At 70.4% G+C, this 23,619-nt stretch carries 21 protein-coding genes; 15 read left to right on the top strand and 6 right to left on the bottom strand.

Translation table 11 applies throughout. The features are described from left to right. Positions 1–12: 12 nt before the first annotated feature. Complete coding sequence (locus tag ASE01_RS06110) at positions 13–924, bottom strand: hypothetical protein (protein WP_056749275.1); 912 nt, start codon at positions 922–924, stop codon at positions 13–15. Positions 925–1,013: 89 nt separating this feature from the next. Here ASE01_RS06110 and ASE01_RS06115 point away from each other — a divergent pair, with 89 nt between their 5' ends. After that, positions 1,014–1,862, top strand: coding sequence for an aldo/keto reductase (locus ASE01_RS06115; RefSeq protein ID WP_056749276.1), 849 nt, complete (start codon positions 1,014–1,016; stop codon positions 1,860–1,862). 13 nt (positions 1,863–1,875) lie between these two features. Here the strand turns inward: ASE01_RS06115 and ASE01_RS06120 are convergent, their stop codons facing one another. From ASE01_RS06120 to ASE01_RS06130, 3 genes are all read right to left on the bottom strand, one after another. Further along, on the bottom strand, positions 1,876–2,421 hold the full coding sequence (locus ASE01_RS06120; RefSeq protein ID WP_162260270.1) for a Uma2 family endonuclease: 546 nt from the start codon (positions 2,419–2,421) through the stop codon (positions 1,876–1,878). A gap of 110 nt (positions 2,422–2,531) precedes the next feature. After that, positions 2,532–3,692, bottom strand: a complete 1,161-nt coding sequence (locus tag ASE01_RS06125; protein WP_056749278.1) for a hypothetical protein — start codon at positions 3,690–3,692, stop codon at positions 2,532–2,534. Beyond that, positions 3,692–4,582 carry a TIGR03619 family F420-dependent LLM class oxidoreductase gene (locus ASE01_RS06130; protein WP_056749279.1) on the bottom strand — a complete coding sequence of 297 codons (891 nt, stop codon included), beginning with the start codon at positions 4,580–4,582 and terminating at the stop codon, positions 3,692–3,694. The genes ASE01_RS06125 and ASE01_RS06130 overlap by 1 nt, the downstream gene beginning before the upstream one ends. Positions 4,583–4,628: 46 nt before the next feature. On the opposite strand from ASE01_RS06130, the gene ASE01_RS06135 reads away from it, so the two are divergent. The 12 genes from ASE01_RS06135 (at position 4,629) to ASE01_RS06190 (ending at position 18,948) form a co-directional block, all read left to right on the top strand. Beyond that, positions 4,629–5,117, top strand: a complete 489-nt coding sequence (locus tag ASE01_RS06135; protein WP_056749280.1) for a nitroreductase family deazaflavin-dependent oxidoreductase — start codon at positions 4,629–4,631, stop codon at positions 5,115–5,117. Positions 5,118–5,126: 9 nt separating this feature from the next. Further along, entirely contained in the window at positions 5,127–5,558 is a 432-nt protein-coding gene (locus ASE01_RS06140) for a nuclear transport factor 2 family protein (RefSeq protein WP_056749281.1), read from the top strand. A gap of 30 nt (positions 5,559–5,588) precedes the next feature. Beyond that, positions 5,589–6,212 carry a hypothetical protein gene (locus ASE01_RS06145; RefSeq protein ID WP_056749282.1) on the top strand — a complete coding sequence of 208 codons (624 nt, stop codon included), beginning with the start codon at positions 5,589–5,591 and terminating at the stop codon, positions 6,210–6,212. Positions 6,213–6,371: 159 nt separating this feature from the next. Then, positions 6,372–8,222, top strand: coding sequence for a molecular chaperone DnaK (dnaK, locus tag ASE01_RS06150; RefSeq protein ID WP_056749283.1), 1,851 nt, complete (start codon positions 6,372–6,374; stop codon positions 8,220–8,222). Then, complete coding sequence (gene grpE / locus ASE01_RS06155; RefSeq protein WP_235535885.1) at positions 8,219–8,776, top strand: nucleotide exchange factor GrpE; 558 nt, start codon at positions 8,219–8,221, stop codon at positions 8,774–8,776. Before dnaK ends, grpE begins: the two co-directional genes overlap by 4 nt. 37 nt (positions 8,777–8,813) lie before the next feature. After that, entirely contained in the window at positions 8,814–9,986 is a 1,173-nt protein-coding gene (gene dnaJ, locus ASE01_RS06160; protein WP_056749284.1) for a molecular chaperone DnaJ, read from the top strand. Continuing rightward, a complete protein-coding gene (locus ASE01_RS06165; RefSeq protein ID WP_056749285.1) occupies positions 9,986–10,414 on the top strand; it encodes a heat shock protein transcriptional repressor HspR in 429 nt (142 codons plus the stop codon). Before dnaJ ends, ASE01_RS06165 begins: the two co-directional genes overlap by 1 nt. A 52-nt stretch (positions 10,415–10,466) precedes the next feature. Continuing rightward, a complete protein-coding gene (locus tag ASE01_RS06170) occupies positions 10,467–12,758 on the top strand; it encodes a PQQ-binding-like beta-propeller repeat protein (protein ID WP_056749286.1) in 2,292 nt (763 codons plus the stop codon). Positions 12,759–12,863: 105 nt separating this feature from the next. Further along, a complete protein-coding gene (locus tag ASE01_RS06175; RefSeq protein ID WP_056749287.1) occupies positions 12,864–14,195 on the top strand; it encodes a hypothetical protein in 1,332 nt (443 codons plus the stop codon). A 25-nt stretch (positions 14,196–14,220) separates the two neighbouring features. Then, complete coding sequence (locus ASE01_RS06180; RefSeq protein WP_056749288.1) at positions 14,221–15,135, top strand: Abi-alpha family protein; 915 nt, start codon at positions 14,221–14,223, stop codon at positions 15,133–15,135. A 92-nt stretch (positions 15,136–15,227) separates the two neighbouring features. Continuing rightward, a complete protein-coding gene (clpB, locus tag ASE01_RS06185) occupies positions 15,228–17,831 on the top strand; it encodes an ATP-dependent chaperone ClpB (RefSeq protein WP_056749289.1) in 2,604 nt (867 codons plus the stop codon). 61 nt (positions 17,832–17,892) lie between these two features. Continuing rightward, positions 17,893–18,948, top strand: coding sequence for a hypothetical protein (locus tag ASE01_RS06190; RefSeq protein ID WP_056749290.1), 1,056 nt, complete (start codon positions 17,893–17,895; stop codon positions 18,946–18,948). Positions 18,949–18,952: 4 nt separating this feature from the next. Here ASE01_RS06190 and ASE01_RS06195 read toward each other — a convergent pair whose 3' ends face one another. Continuing rightward, positions 18,953–19,897 (bottom strand): ECF transporter S component, encoded by a 945-nt coding sequence (locus tag ASE01_RS06195; protein WP_056749291.1) that lies wholly within the window; start codon positions 19,895–19,897, stop codon positions 18,953–18,955. A gap of 181 nt (positions 19,898–20,078) precedes the next feature. On the opposite strand from ASE01_RS06195, the gene ASE01_RS24785 reads away from it, so the two are divergent. Both ASE01_RS24785 and ASE01_RS06205 read left to right on the top strand, forming a co-directional pair. After that, positions 20,079–20,621, top strand: a complete 543-nt coding sequence (locus ASE01_RS24785) for an FHA domain-containing protein (protein ID WP_056749292.1) — start codon at positions 20,079–20,081, stop codon at positions 20,619–20,621. A 1-nt stretch (position 20,622) separates the two neighbouring features. Then, a complete protein-coding gene (locus ASE01_RS06205; protein WP_056749293.1) occupies positions 20,623–20,853 on the top strand; it encodes a hypothetical protein in 231 nt (76 codons plus the stop codon). 13 nt (positions 20,854–20,866) lie between these two features. On the opposite strand, the gene ASE01_RS06210 is transcribed toward ASE01_RS06205, so the two are convergent. Further along, positions 20,867–23,446: a protein kinase domain-containing protein gene (locus tag ASE01_RS06210; RefSeq protein ID WP_056749294.1), complete on the bottom strand. Its 2,580-nt coding sequence runs from the start codon at positions 23,444–23,446 to the stop codon at positions 20,867–20,869. Positions 23,447–23,619 lie beyond the last annotated feature (173 nt).

Consider the following 23,619-nt stretch of genomic DNA (forward strand, 5'->3'; position numbering starts at 1 on the left):
GTCTGAATCCGGTCATTCCCAAGCCGGTAGCGCCGGCTGGAAGTCGAGGCTCACGCTCGGCTCGCTGCCCGCGATCTCGTCGTCGGGGTAGATGGCCGTGGCGGTGTGCACGACGCCGTCCAGGATCAGGGTCACCGTGGTCCGGAACGGGAAGTCGCCCAGTCTCGATGCCTGCTTCGCCATTGACTCGGGGCCGTCGAAGCGCACCGAGTCGGCTGGCTGGCAGCCGTCCTGCGCTCGCTTGGTGGCGATCCTCAGCGAGCGGCCGTTGCCCGCGATCACCTCGATGCTCGCCGTCGCGTTGGCCGGCGCGGACTCGAGGTCGTCGATCGAGAGCTCGAGCCCGTAGCTGTCGGGCTGTCCGTCGTGGTCGGCGATCAGGGCCAGTCGGGCCGACGGGGTCGGGTGGGGGCCGTCGACGGGAGTGGTCCAGCGCAGGATGCCCGCCATGTCGCCACCGCCGCTTGCGAAGAGGTCGACGTCGTACGAGCCGGCCGGGCCGAACGGTCGCAGGAGGTACCAACCGCCGCCCAGGTCCTCGACAGGCGCGGCGAAGCCCCGCCCGTGGCACGGGTCGGCGGTCGATCCGGATGCTTCGCGCAGGTGCACGGAGAGGTCGAACTCCGGCACTGGTACGAACACGCGCAGCTCGGCCGCCGACCCGATGTCGATGGGCTCCTGGATGACGCCGTCGACACAGGCGTTGCCGTAGCAGTAGGTGTACGCGGAGAGCTCGAGCTCCTTGCCGTCGTACTGGATCCGGAACGGCGGCGGCCCGCCCTTCCACGTGCTGCCGTGCGATGTCGTCGCGGTCACCGACGCCTCGGCCGCCGACGGGTCCGGGTCGCCGTCCGGGGCGCTGCTGTCGTCGTGGCCGCACGCGGTCAGGACGAGGGCGAGGATGGTGCACGCAACGATCCGCATGACCCTACGACGGTGGACAGGGCGCCGTCGGTTCCCTCCCGTTGTGGGGATCACGGAATAGTCAGCGTCCGAGGTCGTTGCAATTGCTCATGAGCACTCCCACGATCGACCTCAACGACGCGACGACCATCCCCCAGTTCGGCCTCGGGGTCTGGCAGGTCCCGGCCGGTGACACCGAGCGCGTGGTGTCCGAGGCCTTCGAGATCGGCTACCGCCACGTCGACACCGCCCAGATGTACGGCAACGAGGAGGGCGTCGGCGCGGCCATCGCTGCCTCCGGACTCGCTCGCGGGGACCTCTACGTGACCACGAAGGTCAACAACAACCGGCACCGCCCCGCCGACGCCAAGGACTCCGCGCGGGTCTCGCTCGACAAGCTGGGGCTCGACCGGGTCGACCTGCTCCTCATCCACTGGCCGCTGCCCACGCAGTACGACGGCGACTTCGTCGCGACCTGGGAGGCGCTGCTCGAGCTGCGCGAGGAGGGCCTGGCCACCTCGGTCGGCGTCTCCAACTTCCAGCCGGAGCACATCGACCGGGTCGTCGCGGCGACCGGTGTCGTACCGGCGGTCAACCAGATCGAGGCGCACCCCTACTTCGCCAACGAGGCGGCCCGGGCCGCGACCGTCCGCCACGGCGCGGTGGTCGAGGCGTGGTCGCCGCTGGGGCAGGGCGGCGGCGAGCTGACCGATCCCGCTGTCGTCGCGCTCGCGGAGCGCCACGGCAGGACACCTGCCCAGGTGCTCCTGCGCTGGGCGCTGGACCGGGGCGACATCGTCTTCCCGAAGTCGCTGAGCAAGGCGCGGCTTGCCGAGAACTTCGACGTCTTCGACTTCGCGCTCGGCGCCGACGAGGTCGCCACCCTGGCTGCACTCGACAAGGGCGAGGACGGTCGCCAGGGTCCGAACCCGGACTCCTTCGACTGGATCCCCGCCTGAGACAGGCCGTCTCTCAGGGCAGCAGGACGGCGGGGTCGAACGAGACACGCACCGGCTCGTCGACCTCGACCGTCTCGCCCGCGCCCCACCGGCCGAGCTCGGCGTAGGTGCGCCCGCGCAGGGCGTGGGCGATCACGGTGATCGGGTCGAGCTCGACACGCCAGTACCCGGGGATGCCCGCGGCGGCGTACCGCTCGGCCTTGATGGTGCGATCGAACGCAGCGGTGCTGGGGGAGGCGACCTCGACGACCAGCGCAAAGGTGGCGGGATCCTGCTCCGTCGCGTTCCAGTCGATGCGGTCGCGGTGGGCAACGGCGATGTCAGGGGCGAAGTGGGCCCCTGCGAGATCGACCATCACCTCGGGCAGCAGCTCGTGGTCCTCGCCCAGCGAGTCCTCGAGGAGCCGGACGAGGCGGCGAGCCGCGACGATGTGGCCGGGCATCGCCTGGGCGTTCACGATGAGCGTCCCGTCGAGCAGCTCGACCTTCCAGTGGTCGGGCAGCAGGTCGAGGTCCGCCGAGGTCCATTCCCCGGTGTGCGCTTCCAAGAGTGTCGCCATCGCGTCAGCCTCCATTCGTCGAGTGTGTCACCGGCCCGAGACATGGACCAAGCATCACCCCCGAAGGGCCGATCGCGGATCCGAGCACCCGTGGCCTGTGGACAACTCGTTCAGGAGATCATCCGGCGCGCGACCGCCCGCTGGCGCGCAGCGATCCGCTCGGCGTACTGCTCCTCGGTGAGCCCGACCAGCCCCGGCACGCGGGAGGCGACCTCGGCGACCGGGACGATCTCGAGGACCGGCCCGTCGGCCGCGGTGAGGTCGCGGGTGAGCTGCTGCCAGCGCAGCATGATCGGCCCGGTGCGGTGCCCCGTGGTCTCCAGCCAGTTGGCGACGGGAGCACCGTCGGGGCCGGGCGGGCGCTCGGAGATGACGAAGCGCATGAGGCCGTCGTCGTCGGTGCTCGCCTGGGCCTTGGTGAGCGAGGTCTGGTGGGTCTCGTAGTCGGTCGAGGCGTACCAGTCCGAGCCGATCTGGATCGCCTGGTAGGTCGCGTCGTCGCAGCGCGGGACGGTGACGACCATCGCCTCGTCCTCGCCGAGCTCGTAGTGCCCGATCGAGGAGAACTGCGAGGAGAGTCCCCCGGGGGTGGAAGCGGGAGCGGTCAGGGTGTTGACCGGTTCCTTGTACTGGAAGAACTGGGGGAAGGCGAACCAGGTCTGGATCGATCCGGTCAGCGACCGGGCGGCGACGTCGTACTTCTTCCGCAGGGTCTCGGCCGACAACGGCCGGCGGGCCTTGCCGATCGTGTCGGTGCGCTCGATGCTCAGCGTGCCGCGCAGCTCGGTGTCCCAGTCGTTGAAGACCTCGCGCACGATCAGGGTCTTCGCGCCCGGCTCGGCGACGTAGGTGAACTCGAAGTGACCGTCGGCATCGACCGACAGCTCGCGCTCGTCGAAGGCCATCAGCGAGGTCGCCGCCGAGTCGGCACTGTAGGTCCCGCCCATCACCTGGAAGGACAGGTCCGCCGACGTGCCGCGGCGCCCGCGGACGACGTACTCGACGCCCTCGCGCAGGTAGGCGTGGAAGTAGACGGCGTCCGGGTTGTCGAGGCCCTGGCGCGAGAACTGGTGCGTCGGGTTGATGAAGAGCGGCTGCTCGAGGTCGTAGTCGAACGCCGTCTGCAGCGCCATCCGGATCCGGCCGGAGAGGTAGTCGTAGCCCTCCAGGCGGTCTGCCTCGGTCCGGATGAACGGAGCGTTGGCGATCAGCTCCTCCGCCTCTGCGATGGCGTCCTGGAGCGGCTTGGTGAGGCCGAGCGACTCCGACATCAGCCGTTGACCTTCGCGATGATGCTCTCGGCGTACTGCTCGATGTGCTTGATCTTGGTCTCGAGCGGCTCGGTGTCCGGACCCTTGATGTAGGGGACGCGGAAGCCGACGATGCAGTCGGTGACGCCCTTGTCCTCGAGCCGCTTGATGCCGTCGGTCGTGTAGGCGTCGTACGAGATCACGTGCACCTCGAAGTCGTCGCGGGTGTCCCCCTCCTCGGCGCGGATCTCGGCGAGGCGGGTCAGCAGCCGGTCGAGCTCCTCGCCGTCGCCACCGGCGTGCATCCAGCCGTCGCCCTTGCGTACGGCGCGCCGCAGTGCGGCGTCCGAGTGGCCGCCGACGAGCAGCGGGATCTTCTCGGTCGGCGCGGGGCACTGCTGGAGCGGCTCGATCTGGAAGAACTCGCCCTGGTAGCCGAAGAAGGTCGGCTCCTCGCCCGGCTGGGTCAGGCCGCTGAGGATGTCCATGCACTCATCCATCCGCTTGCCGCGCTTCTCCCACGGCACGCCCAGCGCGGCGAAGTCCTCGGGCCAGGGCGAGAGGCCCACGCCGAGCCCCAGCCGGTTGCCGGAGAGGAACGCGAGGGACGAGGCCTGCTTGGCCACGAGCACCGGCGGACGCACCGGCAGCTTGAGCACGAACGGCGTGAGCCGGAGCGTCGAGGTCACCGCGAACAGGTGCGCGCACATGATGAACGTCTCGATGAACTCCTTGCCGAGCAGGAACTCACGGTCCCCGGTGTCGGTGTAGGGGTACTTCGAGTCGGACTCCTGCGGATAGATCAGGCTGTCCGCGATCGTCATCGAGGTGTAGCCCGTGGCCTCGCAGGCCTGGGCAAGGGGGGCGTAGTAGTCGGCGTGGGTCATGCCCTCGGCGAAGGAGAAGCGCATCCCGCAACACTAGAACGTGTTCTAGGTTTCTGCCAGAGTGTGTCCCATGGCCGCACTTCCCAAGGAGAAGCCCGAGGGGCTCGACAAGCCGATCGTCGCGAAGATCATCAAGTACGGCGCCAAGGCGAACGTGCGGCTCTTCAAGCTGACCAACGGCCGGATCGGCGCGAAGTGGCGGATCGGCGCCGGGTGGAAGAAGCCCGTGCCGGTGCTGCTCCTCGACCATGTCGGGCGCAAGAGCGGCCAGGAGTTCACGACGCCGCTGCTCTACCTGCCGGACGGTCCACGCCTGGTGGTCGTCGCCTCGCAGGGCGGTCTGCCGAAGAACCCGCAGTGGTTCCACAACCTCGTCGCGCACCCCGACACCTCCGTCGACCTGCCGCGTGAGCGCGGCCGTGCCGTGCGGGCCCGGATCGCCGATGCCACGGAGCGCGCCGCGCTCTGGCCGCGCCTGGTCGAGCTCTACGCCGACTTCGACAACTACCAGTCCTGGACCGACCGCGAGATCCCGGTCGTCGTCCTGGAACCCCGCTGAGGAGCACACATGGACCTGCAGGAGCTGAGCGACCGCGCCGAGATCACCGACGCGATCACCCGCTACACCCTCGCCGTCGACGAGGGGGACTTCGACCGTCTCGACACCGTCTTCACCCCCGACGCGCACATCGACTACACCGAGAGCGGGGGAGTCGTCGACACCTACCCGGTCGTCAAGGCCTGGCTGGCCGAGGCGCTTCCCGGGTTCTCGCAGCACCGGCTCCACTCCGTGGGCCAGGTCGCCTTCGAGTTCGCCGAGGGCGGCGACGCGGCCGAGGTGACGGCGTACTTCGACAACCCGATGCGGATCGCGGACGGCAAGGGCGGCGAGCGGATCGTGGAGGTCGGTGGCCGCTACCGTCACTCGTTCGTGCGCACGGACGCCGGCTGGCGCTCGCGCAAGCTGCACGAAGAGGTCGTCTGGACACGCGGTTTCTGATTTGCCCACCCCTCGGAGGACAATGGCGGGGTGAGTGACCCCAACGCCCCCCGGCCCGAACGCCCCGTTCTCAACGGTCTGGTCGCGCTCGTGGGCGTGGGGCTCGGTGTCGGACTGATCCTCGCGGTCGTGGCGTTGATGGGATCCAAGGTCCTCGGGTTCGGTGACTCCGAGGGTTCGGCTGCGGGTGAGGCGACCGTGCGCGACTCGATGGTGCTGCCGACCCCGGTCGAGACCGCGGTGTCCAGCGGTCCGCTCATCACGCTGAACACCGAGGACCCGGACGCCGAGAGCACCGACGCGAGCGACGGCGCCAGCGACGACGCCAGTGACGAGGAGTCGGAGGAGTCGGAGGACCCGGAGGAGAGCGAGTCGCCGGACGCGGGGGACATCTCCCTCCAGGCCGTCGACTCGTCGGTGAGCTCCGGCGAGCGGATCTACTTCAGCGGCGTCTACCCGGGTGGCGAGGGCGCGATCCTCTGGCTCCAGCGCTGGCAGGACGGTGCGTGGGCGGACTTCCCGGCCAGTGTCGGCGTCACCAACGGCACCTTCAGCAGCTACGTCTTCACCGGCGTCAGCGGGGTCAACCGGTTCCGGGTGATCGACCGCGACAGTGGCACGGTCAGCAACGAGATCCGGGTCCAGGTCGGCTGATCCGGCTCCACCAGAACTTCCTTCGGCCCACCGGGAACACCCGGTGGGCCGTTGCCGTTGTGTCCTGTGTCAGACTTGAGCCCATCCGGCTCAACTAACTTGAACCACCACCTGAGCACAGCCGAGCTGAGCACAGCAATCAACACGGAGGAAATACACATGGCACGAGCTGTCGGCATCGACCTCGGTACGACGAACAGCGTCGTCGCGGTCCTCGAGGGCGGCGAGCCCACGGTCATCGCCAACGCGGAAGGGGCCCGGACCACGCCGTCCGTCGTCGCCTTCGCGAAGAGCGGTGAGGTGCTCGTCGGTGAGGTCGCCAAGCGCCAGGCCGTCACCAACGTCGATCGCACCATCCGGTCCGTCAAGCGCCACATGGGCACCGACTGGACCCAGCACGTCGGCGACCCCGTCGACAAGGACTTCACGCCGCAGCAGATCTCGGCGTTCATCCTGCAGAAGCTCAAGCGCGACGCGGAGGCCTACCTCGGCGAGACGGTCACCAACGCGGTGATCACCGTCCCGGCGTACTTCTCCGACGCGCAGCGTCAGGCGACCAAGGAGGCGGGCGAGATCGCCGGCCTGAAGGTCGACCGGATCGTCAACGAGCCGACCGCCGCCGCGCTGGCCTACGGCCTCGACAAGGGCGACGACCAGACGATCCTCGTCTACGACCTCGGTGGCGGCACGTTCGACGTGTCCCTGCTCGAGATCGGCGAGGGTGTCGTCGAGGTCAAGGCCACCAGCGGTGACAACCACCTCGGTGGCGACGACTGGGACAACGCCGTCGTCGAGTGGATGGTCAAGAAGTTCAAGGACGCCAACGGCGTCGACCTGGCCGCCGACAAGATCGCCGCCCAGCGCCTCCAGGAGGCCGCGGAGAAGGCGAAGATCGAGCTGTCGTCCTCCAGCGACACCACGGTGCACCTGCCCTACATCACCCACGGCGAGAACGGCCCGCTGCACTTCGAGGAGCGGCTGACCCGTTCGGAGTTCCAGCGGCTGACCGCGAGCCTGCTCGAGCGCACCAAGGCGCCCTTCCAGAACGTCCTCAAGGACGGCGGGATGGCCCTCTCCGCGATCGACCACGTGGTCCTCGTCGGCGGCTCGACCCGCATGCCGGCCGTCACCGAGCTGGTCAAGGAGATGCTCGGCGGCAAGGAGCCCAACAAGGGCGTCAACCCGGACGAGGTCGTCGCCGTCGGCGCAGCCCTGCAGGCCGGTGTCCTCGCCGGTGAGGTCAAGGACGTGCTGCTCCTCGACGTCACCCCGCTCTCCCTCGGCATCGAGACCAAGGGCGGCGTCATGACCACCCTGATCGAGCGCAACACCACGATCCCGACCAAGCGTTCGGAGATCTTCACCACCGCCGACGACAACCAGCCGTCGGTCGAGATCAAGGTCGCCCAGGGCGAGCGCCAGATGTGGTCGCAGAACCAGGGCCTGGGCAACTTCGAGCTGACCGGCCTCCCGCCGGCTCCGCGCGGGGTCCCGAAGATCGAGGTCACCTTCGACATCGACGCCAACGGCATCGTGCACGTCTCCGCCAAGGACCAGGCGTCCGGTCGCGAGCAGTCGATGACGATCTCCGGCGGCAGCGCGCTGTCCAAGGACGACATCGACCGCATGGTCAAGGAGGCCGAGCAGTACGCCGAGGAGGACGCCAAGCGTCGCGAGGCCGTCGAGGTCCGCAACCAGGGCGAGCAGCTCGTCTACACGACCGAGAAGTTCCTGGCCGACAACGGCGACAAGCTCCCGGACGAGGTCAACGCCGAGGTCGCTGCTGACGTCGAGGAGCTCAAGACCGTGCTCGCCGACGCGGAGGCCGAGGCCGACGCCCTGACCGCTGCGATCACCAAGCTCGGTGAGTCCAGCCAGAAGATGGGCGCCGCGATGTACGCCGCTGCCGAGGCGGACGCCGCCGCCGCCGGTGGCTCCACCGGTGCGACCGGCGAGTCCGACGACGACGTGGTCGAGGCCGAGATCGTCGACGACGAGGGCGACAAGTGACCGAGCAGGACTCGGTTCCGGAGGGGGAGCAGCCCGAGACGGCTGCTCCCTCGCCGGAGGGCGACCTCGTGCCGGAGGCTGCGCCCGTCGAGGGTGGGGCCGCGCCCGAGGCCGACGAGCTGACCCTGGCGACGATGGCGCTGGAGGAGCGGACCCTCGACCTGCAGCGCCTGCAGGCGGAGTACCTCAACTACAAGCGCCGCGTCGAGCGCGACCGGGACCTGTTGCGGGAGAACGCGACGTACTCCGCGTTGGCCCCGATCGTCGACGTCCTGGACAACATCGACCGCGCGCGGGAGCACGAGCCGCTCGAGGGTGGCTTCAAGGCCGTCGCCGAGCAGCTGGAGCGCACCGTGGCCGGGCTGGGCCTGGTGAAGTTCGGCGAGGCCGGCGACGCCTTCGACCCGACGGTGCACGAGGCCCTCTCGCACATCGGGAACGACCCCGAGGTCGAGGTCACCACGTGCAAGATCGTGGCCAAGGCCGGCTACAAGATCGGGGATCGGGTCGTTCGTGCGGCCCAGGTGCTCGTCGTGGACCCGGTCGAGGGCTGATCACGAGTGTTCGAGAAGCGAAGGAAGGGGGTGCGCGATGAGTGACGACCAGATCCGGTCGGACTGGGCGACCAAGGACTTCTACAAGGAGCTCGGGGTCGCGAGGACCGCAACGGCCGACGAGATCAAGAAGGCCTATCGCAGGCTGGCGCGCGCCAACCACCCGGACTCGCATCCCGACGACACCGTCAAGCACGACCGGTTCAAGGCCGTGGCCGAGGCGTACGACGTGATCGGTGACGCCGACAAGCGCAAGAAGTACGACGAGGCGCGTCACCTCTTCAGCCGGGGTGGCCACCCCGGCGGGGGTGGCGGCTTCGGCGGCGGAGGTGTCAACGTCGAGGACCTCCTGCGCGAGCGGGGTGCCGGCGGCGGTGGCTTCGGCGATCTCTTCGGCGACCTGTTCGGCGGCGGCTTCAGTGCCGGCCGGCGGGCGCCGCGTGCCGCCCGCGGCAACGACCTGGAGACCACGGCGACGATCGGCTTCACCGAGTCGCTCGAGGGCGTGACGGTCTCCCTGCGGATCAGCTCCGAGGGCGCCTGCGTCACCTGCCGGGGCACGGGTGGCAAGCCCGGCACCAGGCCCCACGCCTGTGGCGTGTGCGAGGGCACGGGCATGGTCACCGGGTCGGTCGGCGGGGCGTTCTCGATGAACGAGACCTGCCCGGCCTGCGGTGGCCGCCAGCTCGTGTACGACGAGACGTGCCCGACCTGCCACGGCTCGGGCCTGGGCCAGGCGACCCGCACGATCCAGGCCCGGATCCCGTCCGGGGTCAAGGACGGCCAGCGGATCCGGTTGCGCGGCAAGGGTGCCCCGGGCGAGCACGGCGGCCCGGCCGGCGATCTCTACGTCACCGTCAAGGTGACCCAGCACCGCGTCTTCGGCCGCAAGGGCGAGAACCTCACGGTGGACGTCCCCGTCTCCTTCGCCGAGCTCGCGCTCGGCGCGGAGATCAAGGTGCCCACCCTCGGCGGTGCGCCGGTCACGCTCAAGGTGCCTGCGGGCACCCCCAGTGGCCGGACCTTCCGGGTCCGCGGCAAGGGAGCGGCCGGGGCCGACGGCAACCGCGGCGACCTGCTCGCCACGGTCGAGGTCCAGGTGCCGGCCTCGCTCGACCCGAAGGCCCGCGAGGCACTCGAGGCCTATGCAGCCGCCACGGCGGCCAGCAGCACGTCCCTGCGGGCGGGCCTGTTCGAAGGCACTCCGTGATGGCCGCGCGTGCTCCGCAGGGTCCGCCCGCTGACGACGACTCGGTGTTCGTCATCAGCGTGGCGGCCCAGCTGAGCGGCCTGCACCCGCAGACCCTGCGCACCTACGAGCGGGTCGGGCTGATCACCCCCGGTCGCACCGGTGGCGGAGGGCGGCGCTACTCCTACCGCGACATCGAACGGCTCCGCGAGATCGCGGAGCTCACCGCCTCCGGCATCGGGATCGAGGGGGTGCGCCGGATCGTCGACCTCGAGAACGCCGTGACCGCCCTGGGCGCGCGCAATGCGGAGCTCGTCGGCGAGGTCGACGCACTCCGCGAGGCGCTGCGCCAGGCGCTCGCCGCGCGACCGGCGCCCACCAGCAACCTCCCCGCGCTGCCGCAGCCGCCCGTGGGGCAGTCCATCGTCGTGTGGCGACGCGGATCCTGATCGGAGACGCGCGTCGCGTTTGACGCGCGTGGATCGGCGCAGCATGAGAGTCATGCGAACCCTGTTGTCCGGCCGCTGGTCCCTCGTCCCCGTGGGGCTGCTGAGTGCTGCGCTGCTGGTCGCCTGCAGCGGCGACGACCCGCGCGACGACGCTCCGGCGCTCGAGGTCGCCTGGACCTCGCAGGCGGAGGGCTGGGACGCCTACCGCACGCTGTCGGCGGCCAACGACGACATCTGGGTCTACCGCAGTCACGAGGCCTCGGCGCTCGTCGGGGTGGGTCTGGACGACGGCACGATCGAGTGGACCGCCCCGATCGGCGAGATCTGTGCGTTCTCCTCGATCGACGACGCAGGTCTGCTGGCCGTGCAGTCGGGCTCGTCGTGCGCCGAGCTGAGCGTCATCGACGTGGCGTCGGGCCAGGAACGCTGGAGCGCCCCGGTGCGCTTCCCGGTCAAGACCCATCCGTCGGACCGGGGGCTCAGCCTCGGCATCGGCGAGGAGACGGTCACCGTGGCGACCCACTGCGGGATCGAGCGGTGGTCGCTGGCCGACGGCACGTTCCGCGGTCGGATGGCGGTGAAGGTGAAGGGCGACAACGACTACTGCCGTCCCTCGGCCACCACCGGTGACCTCGCGATCGTCGCCGACAGCACGGGCCTGGTCGGCTACGACGCCGACTCGGGCAAGGAGCTCTGGCGCCAGCCGGGCAGGGTGGCCGCGGTCCACCGGATCCACGCGACCGACCCGCTGCTGGTGGACGTCGGGCTCGACGACGTGCGAGCAGTCCGGACGATCGATCCCACCACCGGTGAGCTGGGTCCGATCGTCGGCCGGCCGCTTCCCGTGATCGGCTCCGGCGTCGCGATCGCCGACCCCGTCGGCGACGCCGTGATCGGCGCCTACCACGACCCGGCAGGCGGGTTCGACCCGTCGTACGGGTCCGTCGTGCGCGCCTGGGACGCCGCGACCGGCCAGCAGCGCTGGCAGCGCTCCTCCATCGGCGATGACTACCTCGGTGCCGACGCCGCCGGGTTCTACCTCGGCCGGTCCATCACCGAGCGCGAGGGCGGCGACGGCTACGCGTACTGGGTCATGCGCTGGGCTGCCGGTGACAGTGAGCCGAGGACCGTCGGCTGGATCAACGACCAGGTCCTCGAGATGAGACGGGTCGGCGACCTGCTCCTCGTCGGCGGCAGCTACGGCCAGCCGACGACGGCGTACCGCCTTCCGGACGAGGCCGAGGACCTGCCGATCCCCGAGGGCAGGGACCGCTACGGCGACCCCAGGTGGTCCCGGGGCGACCTGCGCTCGGATCCCCTGGTTGACCCGTGTGCCGGCGTGACGCCCGAGACCCTGCGCACCCTCGGCTTCGTCGAGGCAGCCGACCGGCCCGCACCCCTCGACTGCCGGTGGGTCGAGGGCGACCGCATCCTGGCGGTCGACGTGACCGTGCACTCCGCCGGCGAGGACGACACCGGGGTCGAGGTGGCGCGCCAGCGCACCACGGACCTGCACTCGTCGTCGAGCTACCAGGAGGTCGAGGATCCCGCGCTGGGCGACGAGGTGTGGCACTCCAGCACGGCGTCGGTCGGTGCGAGCGACTACGACGAGATCCCGGGCGAGACCTTCACCGGTGCCGACCTGCTCGTGCGCGCGACCAATGTCGTGGTGAGCGCGTCCTTCGCCCAGGGCGACGGGCTTCCGCCGGGGCCGCCCCGCCCCCTGCCGATCGCGGGTGCCCGGGTGCAGGAGGGCGTGCGCGCCGCCGTGCAGGACGCGCTGTCCGCCTGGGACCGGCCGGATGACGACACCGAGGATGCCGACCCGAGCGCCGGGCCGGACGGCCCGATCACGACGGTGCCGGACCCGTGCCGGGTGCTGGCCCGTGCGGTTCGCCCGCTGCTGCCCCGGGCCTCGCCGACCGACGTCACCGAGCCCGGGGAGGACCGGCTGCGGGGTTGTCGCTGGCACCCGCGCCAGTACGGCGACCTGGTGCAGGCGACGGCGTACGCCGTGGGGCCCAACGCCCTCAGTGGAGCCGGTGCCGAGGACGAGGCGAAGGCCGTGGTCACCGCCGACGACCGCTCGGCACTGGCCGAGAAGGTCCGCGGTCCGTGGGACGAGGCATGGCTGACCAGCGATGCGCGGGGCTCCTACCGTGGCAGCGCGCGGCTCGTGGTGCGCGTCGACAACCTCGTGCTCGTCGTGCAGGTGACGCTGTCGGGTACCGACGGCGACGCCGAGCGCGCGCTGGACCGGGCCCGGGCCGCGGGGACCGACCTCGCGCGGACCTACCTCGGCGCCGTGGAGGTCGACCAGGGCGGGGTACCTGCGACACCGTGACCTGAGATCCCTGTGCTGTTCGCCACTCCAGGCACTAACCTCAGCCCGTCGGGACCGTTGCAGTGGCAATGGGGCGCTCACGGTGCCGCGGGACGAGAGGTACGAGTGGACGCAGTACTGGAGTGGCTCAGGGACTGGGTCGACCATGTCGACTGGTTCGCCTTCGTGTCGATCCCGTTCTTCACCGGAATCATCGGCTGGCTGATCAACTGGTCCGGGCTGTGGATGCTCTTCAAGCCGGTCGCCTTCCACGGCTTCCAGGTCCCGGGACTCAAGGAGATCGCCGGGGTCCTGCCCCGCAAGGTCCAGGAGATCCCGGGCTGGATGGACGGCGGCCTCGGCTGGCAGGGCATCGTCCCCGCGCGCGCGGCCAAGATGGGCAGCATCGCCGTCGACAAGGTGATTGCCAAGCTCGGCACGCCGGCGGAGTTCTACGCCCAGCTCGAGCCCGACCAGATCGCCGAGCACATCGTCAACGTCTTCCGCCCCGACCTGCCCGAGCTCGTCGACAACGTGATGATGCGCGAGCACCCGCGGCTGTGGCGCGACCTGCCGCGCCCGGTGCGCCAGGCCGTCGTGGACCGTGTCCAGGCGCAGCTGCCGGCGGTGGTCAAGACGATCACCGACGAGATCGGCGTGCACATCGACCAGCTGCTCGACCCGAAGATCATGGTCATCGACCACTTCCGCAAGAACCCCGAGCTGGTGGTGCGGGTGTTCAAGGACGTCGGCCAGCGCGAGCTCAACCTGATGGTCGCCTTCGGGTTCATCTTCGGCTTCCTGCTCGGCATCCCGGTCGCGATCGTCGACCAGACCTGGCACATCTGGTGGCTGCTCCCGCTCCTGGGCGTCTTCGTCGGTTGGACGACCAACCTGCTCGGCATGTGGCTGATCTTCGACCCGCCGGAGGCGAAGCGGATCCTGGGCATCAAGGTCCAGGGACTGTTCCTGCGCCGCCAGGACGAGTGCGCCGAGGTCTACGCCCGGATCATCGCCGACGACGTCATCACGCTGGAGCGGATCGGCGACTTCCTGATGGACGGTCCCCGGGGGGACCGCACCCGCCAGATGATCGCCACCGCGATGCGTCCCGCGATCGACAAGGCCGCCGGCCCCTTGCGCGGTGCGGTCAACGTCGCGATGGGCGGCAAGCGCTACGACAGCATCAAGGACTCCTTCGCCCAGGAGGCCGTCGGCCGGACGATCACTCCGTTCCGGGACGCGGAGTTCAGCCGCAAGCAGTCCGAGAAGATCCGGGTGCTGATCGCGCGTCGTACCAAGGAGCTCCCGCCGCGGGACTTCGTGGAGATGATGCGCTCGGCCATCAAGGAGGACGAGTGGATGCTCTACGCCCATGGCGCGATCATGGGTGCCGCCGGAGGCTTCCTGCACCTGGGCATCTTCAACTGGGGCTGGATCCCCGGATTCCCCCCGTGAGATCGGCAAGTGGAAAGTGGTTGTGATGACTGAGGACGTCGACAGGGACGGGCTGCCCCGTCTGCCTGCACTCACCGGACCCGCGGTCGCGGAGTCGCTGCCTGGCCTGGCCCGGGTCGCCGGCTCGGCTGCGCTGCACACCGCTGGCTGGGGCATGCGCGCCACCACCCGCAACTGGATGCGGGTCGGCAAGGCTGTCACCAACCGCGAGGAGGCGTCCGCGCTGATCCGCGACGTCGGGTCGTACGTCGGCGCGCTGGGCGAGGTCGCCCGGCAGGTCTCCGGCGGCGTACCTGTCGCAACGGCACTGATGCGGGCAGGGGAGTCCCTCGGGGCCGCTCCCGACCGCGCCGTGCCGATCGCTGCTCCCGTCGTGGACGGCCGTGTCGTCGGCAACCGACCGCAGAGCCTGCGCGAGCGAGGCAACGACCTGCTCGAGAAGTCCCGCGACGTGTGGAGCACCGACGACCGGCACCCGGCCTTCGACCGGATCCTCGACGAGCTCGCGCCCGACGAGGCGCGGGTCCTGGTGATGCTGCTGCGTGAGGGCCCCCAGCCGAGTGTCGACATCCGCACGGGTGGCCCGATCGGGATGGTGAGCAGCCAGCTCATCGCGCCGGGCCTCAACATGGTCGGTGCGCGGGCCGGCCTGCGCTACCTCGAGCAGGTGCCGTCGTACCTCAACAACCTGTTCCGGCTCGGCCTGGTCTGGTTCTCGCGGGAGTCGGTCGAGGACCACCAGGACTACCAGGTGCTCGAGGCCCAGCCCGACGTGATGGCGGCGATGCACTCGGTCAAATTCGCCAAGGTCGTGCGGCGCAGCATCCACCTCACGCCGTTCGGCGAGGAGTTCTGCAAGCTCGCGCTGGTCGACGAGGCCACCGCGACGAGTGTCGACCTGCCCGAGCACGAGGCGCCGCCGGAGATCGACGCGGATTGATGCGGAGATTTCAAAGTTGAGTGGAACAGACTCAACTTTGCCGACGTTGGGGTGAGTGACATCGTCCACCCACCCACAGGAGAATCGGGCCCATGAGCCAGTTCGGAGCCGACAAGTTCACCACGCGCAGCCGCGAGGCGATCGAGGCCGCCCAGCTCGCCGCCACCTCGGCGGGCAACTCCACCGTCGAGCCGATCCACCTGCTCGTCGCGCTGCTCCTCCAGCAGGACGGCACGGCGGCCAACCTCGTGGCCAAGGCCGGCGTGGACGTCTCCGGTCTCGTCCATGCCGCCGCGACCGAGCGCGACACCCTGCCCAGCGCCAGCGGGGCCACCGTCAAGCAGCCGGCCGGTTCCGCCGCGCTGACGCGTGTCCTGGCCGCCGCGCTCGACCTCGCACAGTCCATGAAGGACGACTACGTCGCCACCGAGCACCTGCTGATCGCGCTGGCCACCGTCGAGTCGTCGGCCCGCACGGTCCTGGGCGATGCAGGCCTGGACGCCGACGGCCTGCGGGAGTCGATCACGGCCGTCCGCGGCAACCGCCGCGTCACCTCGCAGGACGCCGAGGCGACGTACGAGGCACTGGAGAAGTACTCCGTCGACCTCACCGCGGCGGCGGAGGAGGGCAAGCTCGACCCGGTGATCGGACGCGACCAGGAGATCCGCCGGGTCATCCAGGTCCTGTCGCGCCGGACCAAGAACAACCCCGTGCTGATCGGCGATCCCGGCGTCGGCAAGACCGCCGTCGTCGAGGGACTGGCGCAGCGCGTGGTCGCGGGCGACGTCCCCGACTCGCTCAAGGGCCGTCGGGTGCTCAGCCTGGACCTGATGGGCATGGTCGCCGGCGCGAAGTACCGCGGCGAGTTCGAGGAGCGCCTCAAGTCGGTCCTCGACGAGATCAAGCAGTCCGAGGGCCAGGTCATCACGTTCATCGACGAGCTGCACACGGTCGTCGGTGCGGGTGCCGGCGGTGACTCGCAGATGGACGCCGGCAACATGCTCAAGCCGATGCTGGCGCGCGGTGAGCTGCACATGATCGGCGCCACCACGCTCGACGAGTACCGCACCTCGATCGAGAAGGACCCCGCACTGGAGCGCCGCTTCCAGCAGGTCTTCGTGGGCGAGCCGTCGGTCGAGGACACGATCCAGATCCTGCGGGGCATCCAGGAGAAGTACGAAGCCCACCACGGCGTCCGGATCACCGACGCCGCGCTGGTCGCCGCCGCGACGCTGTCCGACCGCTACATCTCCGGACGTCAGCTGCCCGACAAGGCGATCGACCTCGTCGACGAGGCCGCGTCGCGGCTGCGCATGGAGATCGAGTCCTCGCCGGAGGAGGTCGACCAGCTCCGCCGCCAGGTCGACCGGCTGAAGATGGAGGAGTTCGCGCTCACCAAGGACGTGTCATCGGCGGGGGATGACGCCTCCGTCGAGCGGCTCGACGTCCTGCGCGCCGACCTCGCCGACAAGGAGGAGGAGCTGCGCGGACTCGAGGCCCGCTGGGCCCGCGAGAAGTCCGAGCTGGAGGGCGAGGGTGCGCTGCGGCGTCAGCTGGACCACCTGCGCATCGACGCCGAGCGGCTGCAGCGCGAGGGCGACCTCGGGCGGGCCAGCGAGATCCTCTACGGCCAGATCCCCGCGCTGGAGGAGCAGATCAGGGCCGTCGAGGCCACCGAGGGCACGATCGCGCCCGGCGAGAAGCTGGTCGGCGAGGAGGTCGGAGCGGCCCAGGTCGCCGAGGTCGTCGAGGCCTGGACCGGCATCCCCACCGGCCGTCTCCTGCAGGGCGAGAGTGCCAAGCTGCTGGAGATGGAGCAGGTGATCGGCTCCCGGTTGATCGGCCAGGCGGACGCCGTACGCGCCGTCAGTGACGCCGTACGACGTGCCCGCGCCGGTATCTCCGACCCGAACCGCCCGACCGGCTCGTTCCTGTTCCTCGGCCCCACGGGCGTCGGCAAGACCGAGCTCGCCAAGTCGCTCGCCGACTTCCTGTTCGACGACGAGCGGGCGATCGTGCGCATCGACATGAGCGAGTACGCCGAGAAGCACTCGGTCGCGCGGCTCGTCGGTGCCCCTCCCGGCTACGTCGGCTACGACGAGGGCGGCCAGCTCACCGAGGCGGTGCGCCGGCGGCCGTACTCCGTCGTCCTGCTCGACGAGGTCGAGAAGGCCCACCCCGAGGTCTTCGACATCCTGCTACAGGTGCTCGACGACGGCCGCCTCACCGATGGCCAGGGCCGCACGGTCGACTTCCGCAACACCCTGCTGATCCTGACCTCCAACCTGGGCTCCCAGTTCCTGGTCGACCCGATGCTGAAGCCGGAGCAGCAGAGGGAGTCCGTGCTGGGCATGGTCCGGGCGGCCTTCAAGCCCGAGTTCCTCAACCGGCTCGACGAGATCGTCACCTTCGACGCCCTCAGCCGCGACGACCTCGCCGTCATCGTGGGACTGCAGCTGCGGCTGCTCGAGAACCGGCTCGCCGGTCGACGGATCGCGCTCGAGGTCACCCCCGCCGCGCAGCAGTGGCTCGCGGAGACGGGCTACGACCCGGCGTACGGCGCCCGGCCGCTGCGCCGGCTGGTCCAGACCGCGATCGGTGACCCGCTCGCCCGCCTGCTCATCGGTGGCGGGGTGAGCGACGGTGGGCGGGTCGCCGTCGACCGTGGTGAGGACGGGTTGGTGCTGGAGGTGTGAGCGGCGGCGCATGAGCCGCCCGGCCGGTGTGACGCGTGGTGCGGTCTGGTGGAATGGAGCCATGAGCAAGGATCAGCAGCCCCGTCCGGGACAGGCCACGCTCGCGGGCGTGCTGATCATCGGCGGTTCGGTCTTCGTCGTGCTCGCGGCATGGCAGCGGATCGCGACGCTGCACACGATCGAGGCGCAGGAGCAGATCTCCCGCATGCTCGGGGACGGCGACTACGGCCTGACCGTCGACGGCATGGCGACCACGCTGCGGATCCTGTGCCTGGTCGGCGCGGGTGCCGCCACGGCGTCGACGATCCTCGGCTTCCAGGTCTTCCGCCGCTCGACCAGCGCCCGCCTCGTGCTCACGGGGTTGTCCCCGCTGCTGTTCGTCGGTGGCCTGGCCACCGAGCAGTTCCTCGCCCCGATGGTCCTCGCCGGCATCGTGCTGCTCTGGCTGCAGCCGACGCGCGACTGGTACGCCGGCCGGCCGTGGGTGCAGCGTTACGAGGAGCGTCGCGCGGCGCGACTCGCCGCAATGCGCTCGAGCAGCCCGACGGTGCCGACGGACGGTACGCCGGCGCCGGACCCGTTCGCCACGCCGCCTACGCAGCCCGCAGTCCCCACGTCCCCTGTCCCTCCGGCGCCGCACCCCGCCGGACAGCAGCTCGCCCCCGCACCGCGCGCCCGCCGCCTCGCGCCGCGACCCGCAGGGCTGATGGCCGCCTGCATCCTGGCCTGGGTGACCTCGACCGCCGTGGTCGCCGGCCTCGCGCTGACCGCCCTCGTGGTCGCCCAGCAGAGCGACGATCTCTACGCCGAGATGCAGAGCCAGCGCCCGGAGCTGATGAAGTCCTCCGGGTTCAGCGAGAGCGACCTCGTCTGGTCGGTCTACGTCGTGCTCGGCGGGCTGGTGCTGTGGGCGCTCGCTGCCATCGTCCTGGCCGGGCTCACCTTCGTCGGCCACAACTGGGCGCGGATCACGCTCGTCGTGTCCGCAGCGTGCGCCGCCCTGGTGACCCTGGTGATGTGCCTGGCCGCGCCGCCGCTGGTGGTGATGGTCCTGCTGCTCACCACGGGTGGCTGGCTGCTGGTGCGTCCCGAGGTCTCGGCCTGGTTCCGCCGCTGACCCTTCAGTCCCCGCCCCGCACCTGAGGCGCAGGTGGCGGCGCGACAGGCCGGTCGAGCACATCAGCGACGACAAGGGCGACGAAGCCGCTCATCACCTTGTCGATCATCGACATCAGCAGGTTGATGGCGAGCACCGAGGCCACGAACTGCCTCGTCACCGCCTGGATCTGGGCCACCAGGTCATCGCTGCGGTGATGGGCCTCGCCTCCGAGCGCCACGATGATCGGCGCGGCGATCGCCGTACAGGCAAAGGCAACGATCAGGTTGAGCGTGAAGTACCGCGGCAGGCTGCTGTTGAAGCGCCGGTGACGGACGCCGTAGCCCCAGACCAGGGCACCCCCGACGTTCACGAGCGCAAAGGGCAGTGAGGCAGGACCGCTGATGGCGGTGCCGGCGAGATTGGAGACGAGCCCGACGAGCGCCCCCCACCACGGGCCGAGAACGACCGCGGACACGGCGGTCCCGACCATGTCGAGATAGATCGGCAGGTCGAGGTAGTCGACGGTGACCCGACCCAAGAGGTTGAGGGCGACACAGGCAGCGAGCAGTGAGATCAGCAACCGGCGTGTGGTCCGCCGCTGAGTCACTTCGGCCGCGGCAGGGTGTTCCTCCGGGACGGCGGCCGGGCTGGTCTCGACCTCGAGCCGCGCGATCCGGACCCGTTCCTGCCACGCCGCCACCTCGCCCTCGGGCACGCCCAAGGCACGAACGATGTCGCCCACCAGCAGGGGATCCATCCGGCGTCGGCCGGTTCGGAACGCGTCGTAGACGGTGGTCCGCGCGGGCCTGGCCGCCGCGGAATCGACCCCGCGACCCTCTCGGACGCGGGTGATGCGCAGGACGATCTCGTTGTACGACGGCAGCCCGGCGTCGATCCTGAGCTGCTGGAGGTCCTTGGTGATCGGATCGAAGGCGGAGGACTCCGCGGTTGGGACCAGGTCCGTCACGTCGCCCCCATCGCAGTCAGGTCCACCAGGTCGTGTCCAGGGTTGCCCGAGTGCCGCAGGACCGTCGGTCGCGCTCCCGAGCGTGACGTCCGCGGGAGATCCTAGGGGTTCGGAGGCCGGCGTCGTCGACTTGTCCTGTCCTCGCCCGTCGACGGCACCGGACTGGAATCATGGGCGCATCATGATCCGGTTGAACGTGCAGGACGGGAGCCGTCGTCAGGCGGTGGTGGTCGACGCTGCCTGCGCCAGGATCGGTCGCTCGCCGGAGTGCGAGGTCCAGCTGCCCAGCGATCCCACCGTCTCCCGGATCCATGCAGTGCTGGAGCGGCTCGGTGACCAGTTGGTCCTGAGCGATGCCGGGAGCCGGAACGGCACGTGGGTCAACGGTGTCCAGCTGGGTGCCTCCCGGTCGCTGGCCCCGTCAGACCGGATCCGGGTGGGCCCGTACGTCCTGGTCGTGCAGTCGGACGACGACGCCCTGCTCGAGACCGCAGACGCGAACGAGGGAGCGAGTGGGCGACTCCAGTTGTTGACGGGTCTCTCCGCGCGCGAGGTCGAGGTCCTGCGTCTGGTGGCCGCTGGCCACACGGACGCCGAGATCGCCACGACGCTCTTCGTGAGCATCAAGACCGTTCAGTCGCACCTGGACAGGATGAGGGACAAGACCGGCTGCCGTCGGCGTCCGGAGCTCCTGCGTTACGCGATCGATCACGGTGTGGCCTGACATGGCCGCCCACGGTGACGACGACGCGACGATCGACGCGCCGGGTTCGCGCACGGTGCCGTCGTCCGACTCACGGCTCGCCGCTGACCGGCAGATCGACCTCCCTGTCCATCTGCCTGTCGTACGCCGACGGCGGGCCCGCGGCGTCGGGTGGTTCGCCGTGGGATTCGTGGTGGCGTTGTGCGTCGTGGCGGCCGGATGGGTCCTGTTCGCCTCCCTTGCCGGGGGATGATCCGGGCCGGGTGTCAGGCCTTGCTCGGCAGCCGGACGAACTCGCCGTCTGCCGTGTAGCAGCCCCACGTCCCCTCGGGAAGCACGGAGACAGGGAGCTGGGTTCCGTCGAACTCCGAGCAGAGCGGCACACCGTTCCCGGCCCATGCCTGGGTCCACCCGTCCTCGCCACGGACCCAGTACACGACCGATCCCCCGCAGGCGTCGATGCCGCCGCGGGCGAAGCCACGTGGGTCGTAGACCTCGATCTGGACCCAGGAGGCTGACCTGCCGCAGCCCGGACCGCCGGCGTCCCCGACGTCGGCATAGCGCGCCCGCGCCTCCTCGGCGACGAAGGTCTGGAAGTCCAGGGGGAGCACCGCGATCGCGCTGACGTCGCCCGTGCCGTCGACCGAGGCGGGAGGGTTGAAGGTCGTCGGTGTGGGATCGGGGATCACGGAAGGGGCCGACGGGAGGGACACCGGTTCGACATCGCCCTCGGGCGCGCGCCAGTCGGGCGCATAGGCGTAGCCCGCCACCACCCGCTGCTCGTCGGTGCCGTCGGCGGCGACGGTCCAGATGCCCTGGGCGGTTGTCGTGCTCGACGTCGACCCGTCGTCGGTCTTCCAGGTCGTCGTGCCGCCGGTGAAGGCGATCCGGGTTCCGTCCGGTGACCAGACGATGTCCAGGACCTGGTGGTCGCTGTCGACGTCCAGCAGACGCCCGTCGGCGACAGGGATGATGCCGAGGTAGTGCTCCAGGTCCTCGACGACGTCCGGGGCGTTCAGGTCCGTCCCGACGACAGCGAGACTCTCCCCGTCGGGTGACCAGGCGATCTGCTCCGCCCTGTCGGGGACCCGGGACAGGACGGTGGAGGTCTGGCTGGCGAGGTCCAGCACCCGGATCTCGTCACCTCGGCCGGCGGGGTCCGGATCACCGATGTAGGCCACCTGATCGGCACGGGGCGACACCGTGAACCAGGTCTTGTGGTCCCTCGCGCTGGTGCCCCCGGTGAAGAGGCGTTGACCGCCACTGCCGTCGGCGCGGACCAGCTTGGCGGCGACCGGTGGAGGCTCGAGCGCGTCGGGATCCGGGCTGGTGGACACCAGGAGCCGGTCGCTGCCGACCCATTGCGGGCGGTGGGTGTTCGCGTCCACCTGGTGCAGACGGGTCCCGTCGGCGCCGATGACGAACACTCCTTCCGGCCGCCCCTCGGCGCTGAGCTCGGTGAAGGCGAGGTACTCGCCATCCGGTGACCAGACCGGCCCGGCTGCCCCGTCGACGGCTGCAGGTGTCACCAGGGTGGGGTCCGTGCCGTCGGCGTCGACGACGTGGATGCCCCCGCCCGAGCTGAAGGCCAGCTGGCGGCCGTCGGGAGACCAGCGGGAGTCGCCGTTGCCGGCGCCCAGCGCAATGTCGTCGGTGCCGTCCGGCCGGACGGTGTGGGTGCCGTTGGCCCCGAGATAGGCGATCCGCGGACCCGTGTCGGTGGTTCCCGCCGCGGCCGCAGTGGAGCCGGCCTCGTCCTTCGCGGAGAGCACGACTGCAGCCACGGTGCCGACCACGACCAGGGCGAGCACGCTCGCGGCCGCGGCCACGGCCTTGGCTCCGCCGATGGCGGCGAGGGCACCTGAGCCGACGGTTCCCGTTGCCGCCGTACCGGCAGCGCCCACACCGAGTGCGGCCGCCCCCGCAGCGGCGACAGGGGCGCCGCCGAGCAGACCGAGACCCGCGCCCGCGCCGCCGGGGAGTCCGACGAGAACGGCGCCGACCAGGGCACCCAGGCTGCTTCCCGCTGCAGCCCACCGACGTCCGTACGCAGTGGTCGCAGCCCGGTCGAGGGCCTCCATGAAGGCCGGAGTGTGCTGATGGCGCGCCGCTGGGTCCTTGGCGAGGTTGCCCGTGCACAGCCGCGCGAGCGGCTCGCCGAGCTCGGGCCGGAGGCCGCGCGGGTCCGGGATGTCGGACTGCACGTGCAGCAGCGCCGTCATCACCGGATTGGGTCCGAGGTACGGCGCGCGCCCGCACAGGAGCTCGAACAGGATGATCGCCGTGGCGTAGATGTCTGAGCGGTGGTCGATGTGGGAGCCGAGGACGATCTCGGGCGCGATGTAGGCCGGCGTACCGATCCAGGTGTCCGGCCCGTCGAGCTGTCGGGGAGGTGAGGTGAGGCCGAAGTCGATCAGGCGCGACGTGCCGGTCTCGTCCAGCAGGATGTTCTCCGGCTTCAGGTCGGCATGGACGAGCCCGGCGGCGTGAACAGCTGCCAGTCCGTTCAGTGCTCCCCAGAGCACACTCAGGGCCTGCGGTCCGTCCAGTGGCCCGGCCTTGCGGACGACCTCGCGAAGTGAGGCTCCGGCGACGTAGTCGGTCACGATCGCGGCCAGTCCCGGCTCGTCGATCACGGCGCGCACGCGCACCACGTTCGGGTGCTGCACGGACAGCAGGGCCGCTGCCTCGTCCCGGAACATCTGTCGACGCCAGCCCTCCTCGGGCCAGTCGAGAACCTTGACGGCCACCGCTTCGCCGGATGTCGGATCGGTCGCGAGATAGACCGTCCCGAACCCGCCGGCTCCGATGACTCCCTGGATCGGGTAGTCGCCGATCTTCTCCATGTGTCCTCCTCCGGCGGCGCTGTCCGCAGCAACCCCCACAGCCTGCTGCGGACGGCGGCCCGTCCACAGGGGTTGAACGACCCCGATCCGGTGGGTGTCCCGACCGAGGACGCACTCCGAACAACTCCGAACAGCCGTTTCGCCCCGTGCGGGAGCGACCACCCACCTAGATG

The sequence above is a fragment of the Nocardioides sp. Root190 genome (assembly GCF_001428565.1).
Classification (GTDB): Bacteria; Actinomycetota; Actinomycetes; order Propionibacteriales; family Nocardioidaceae; genus Nocardioides.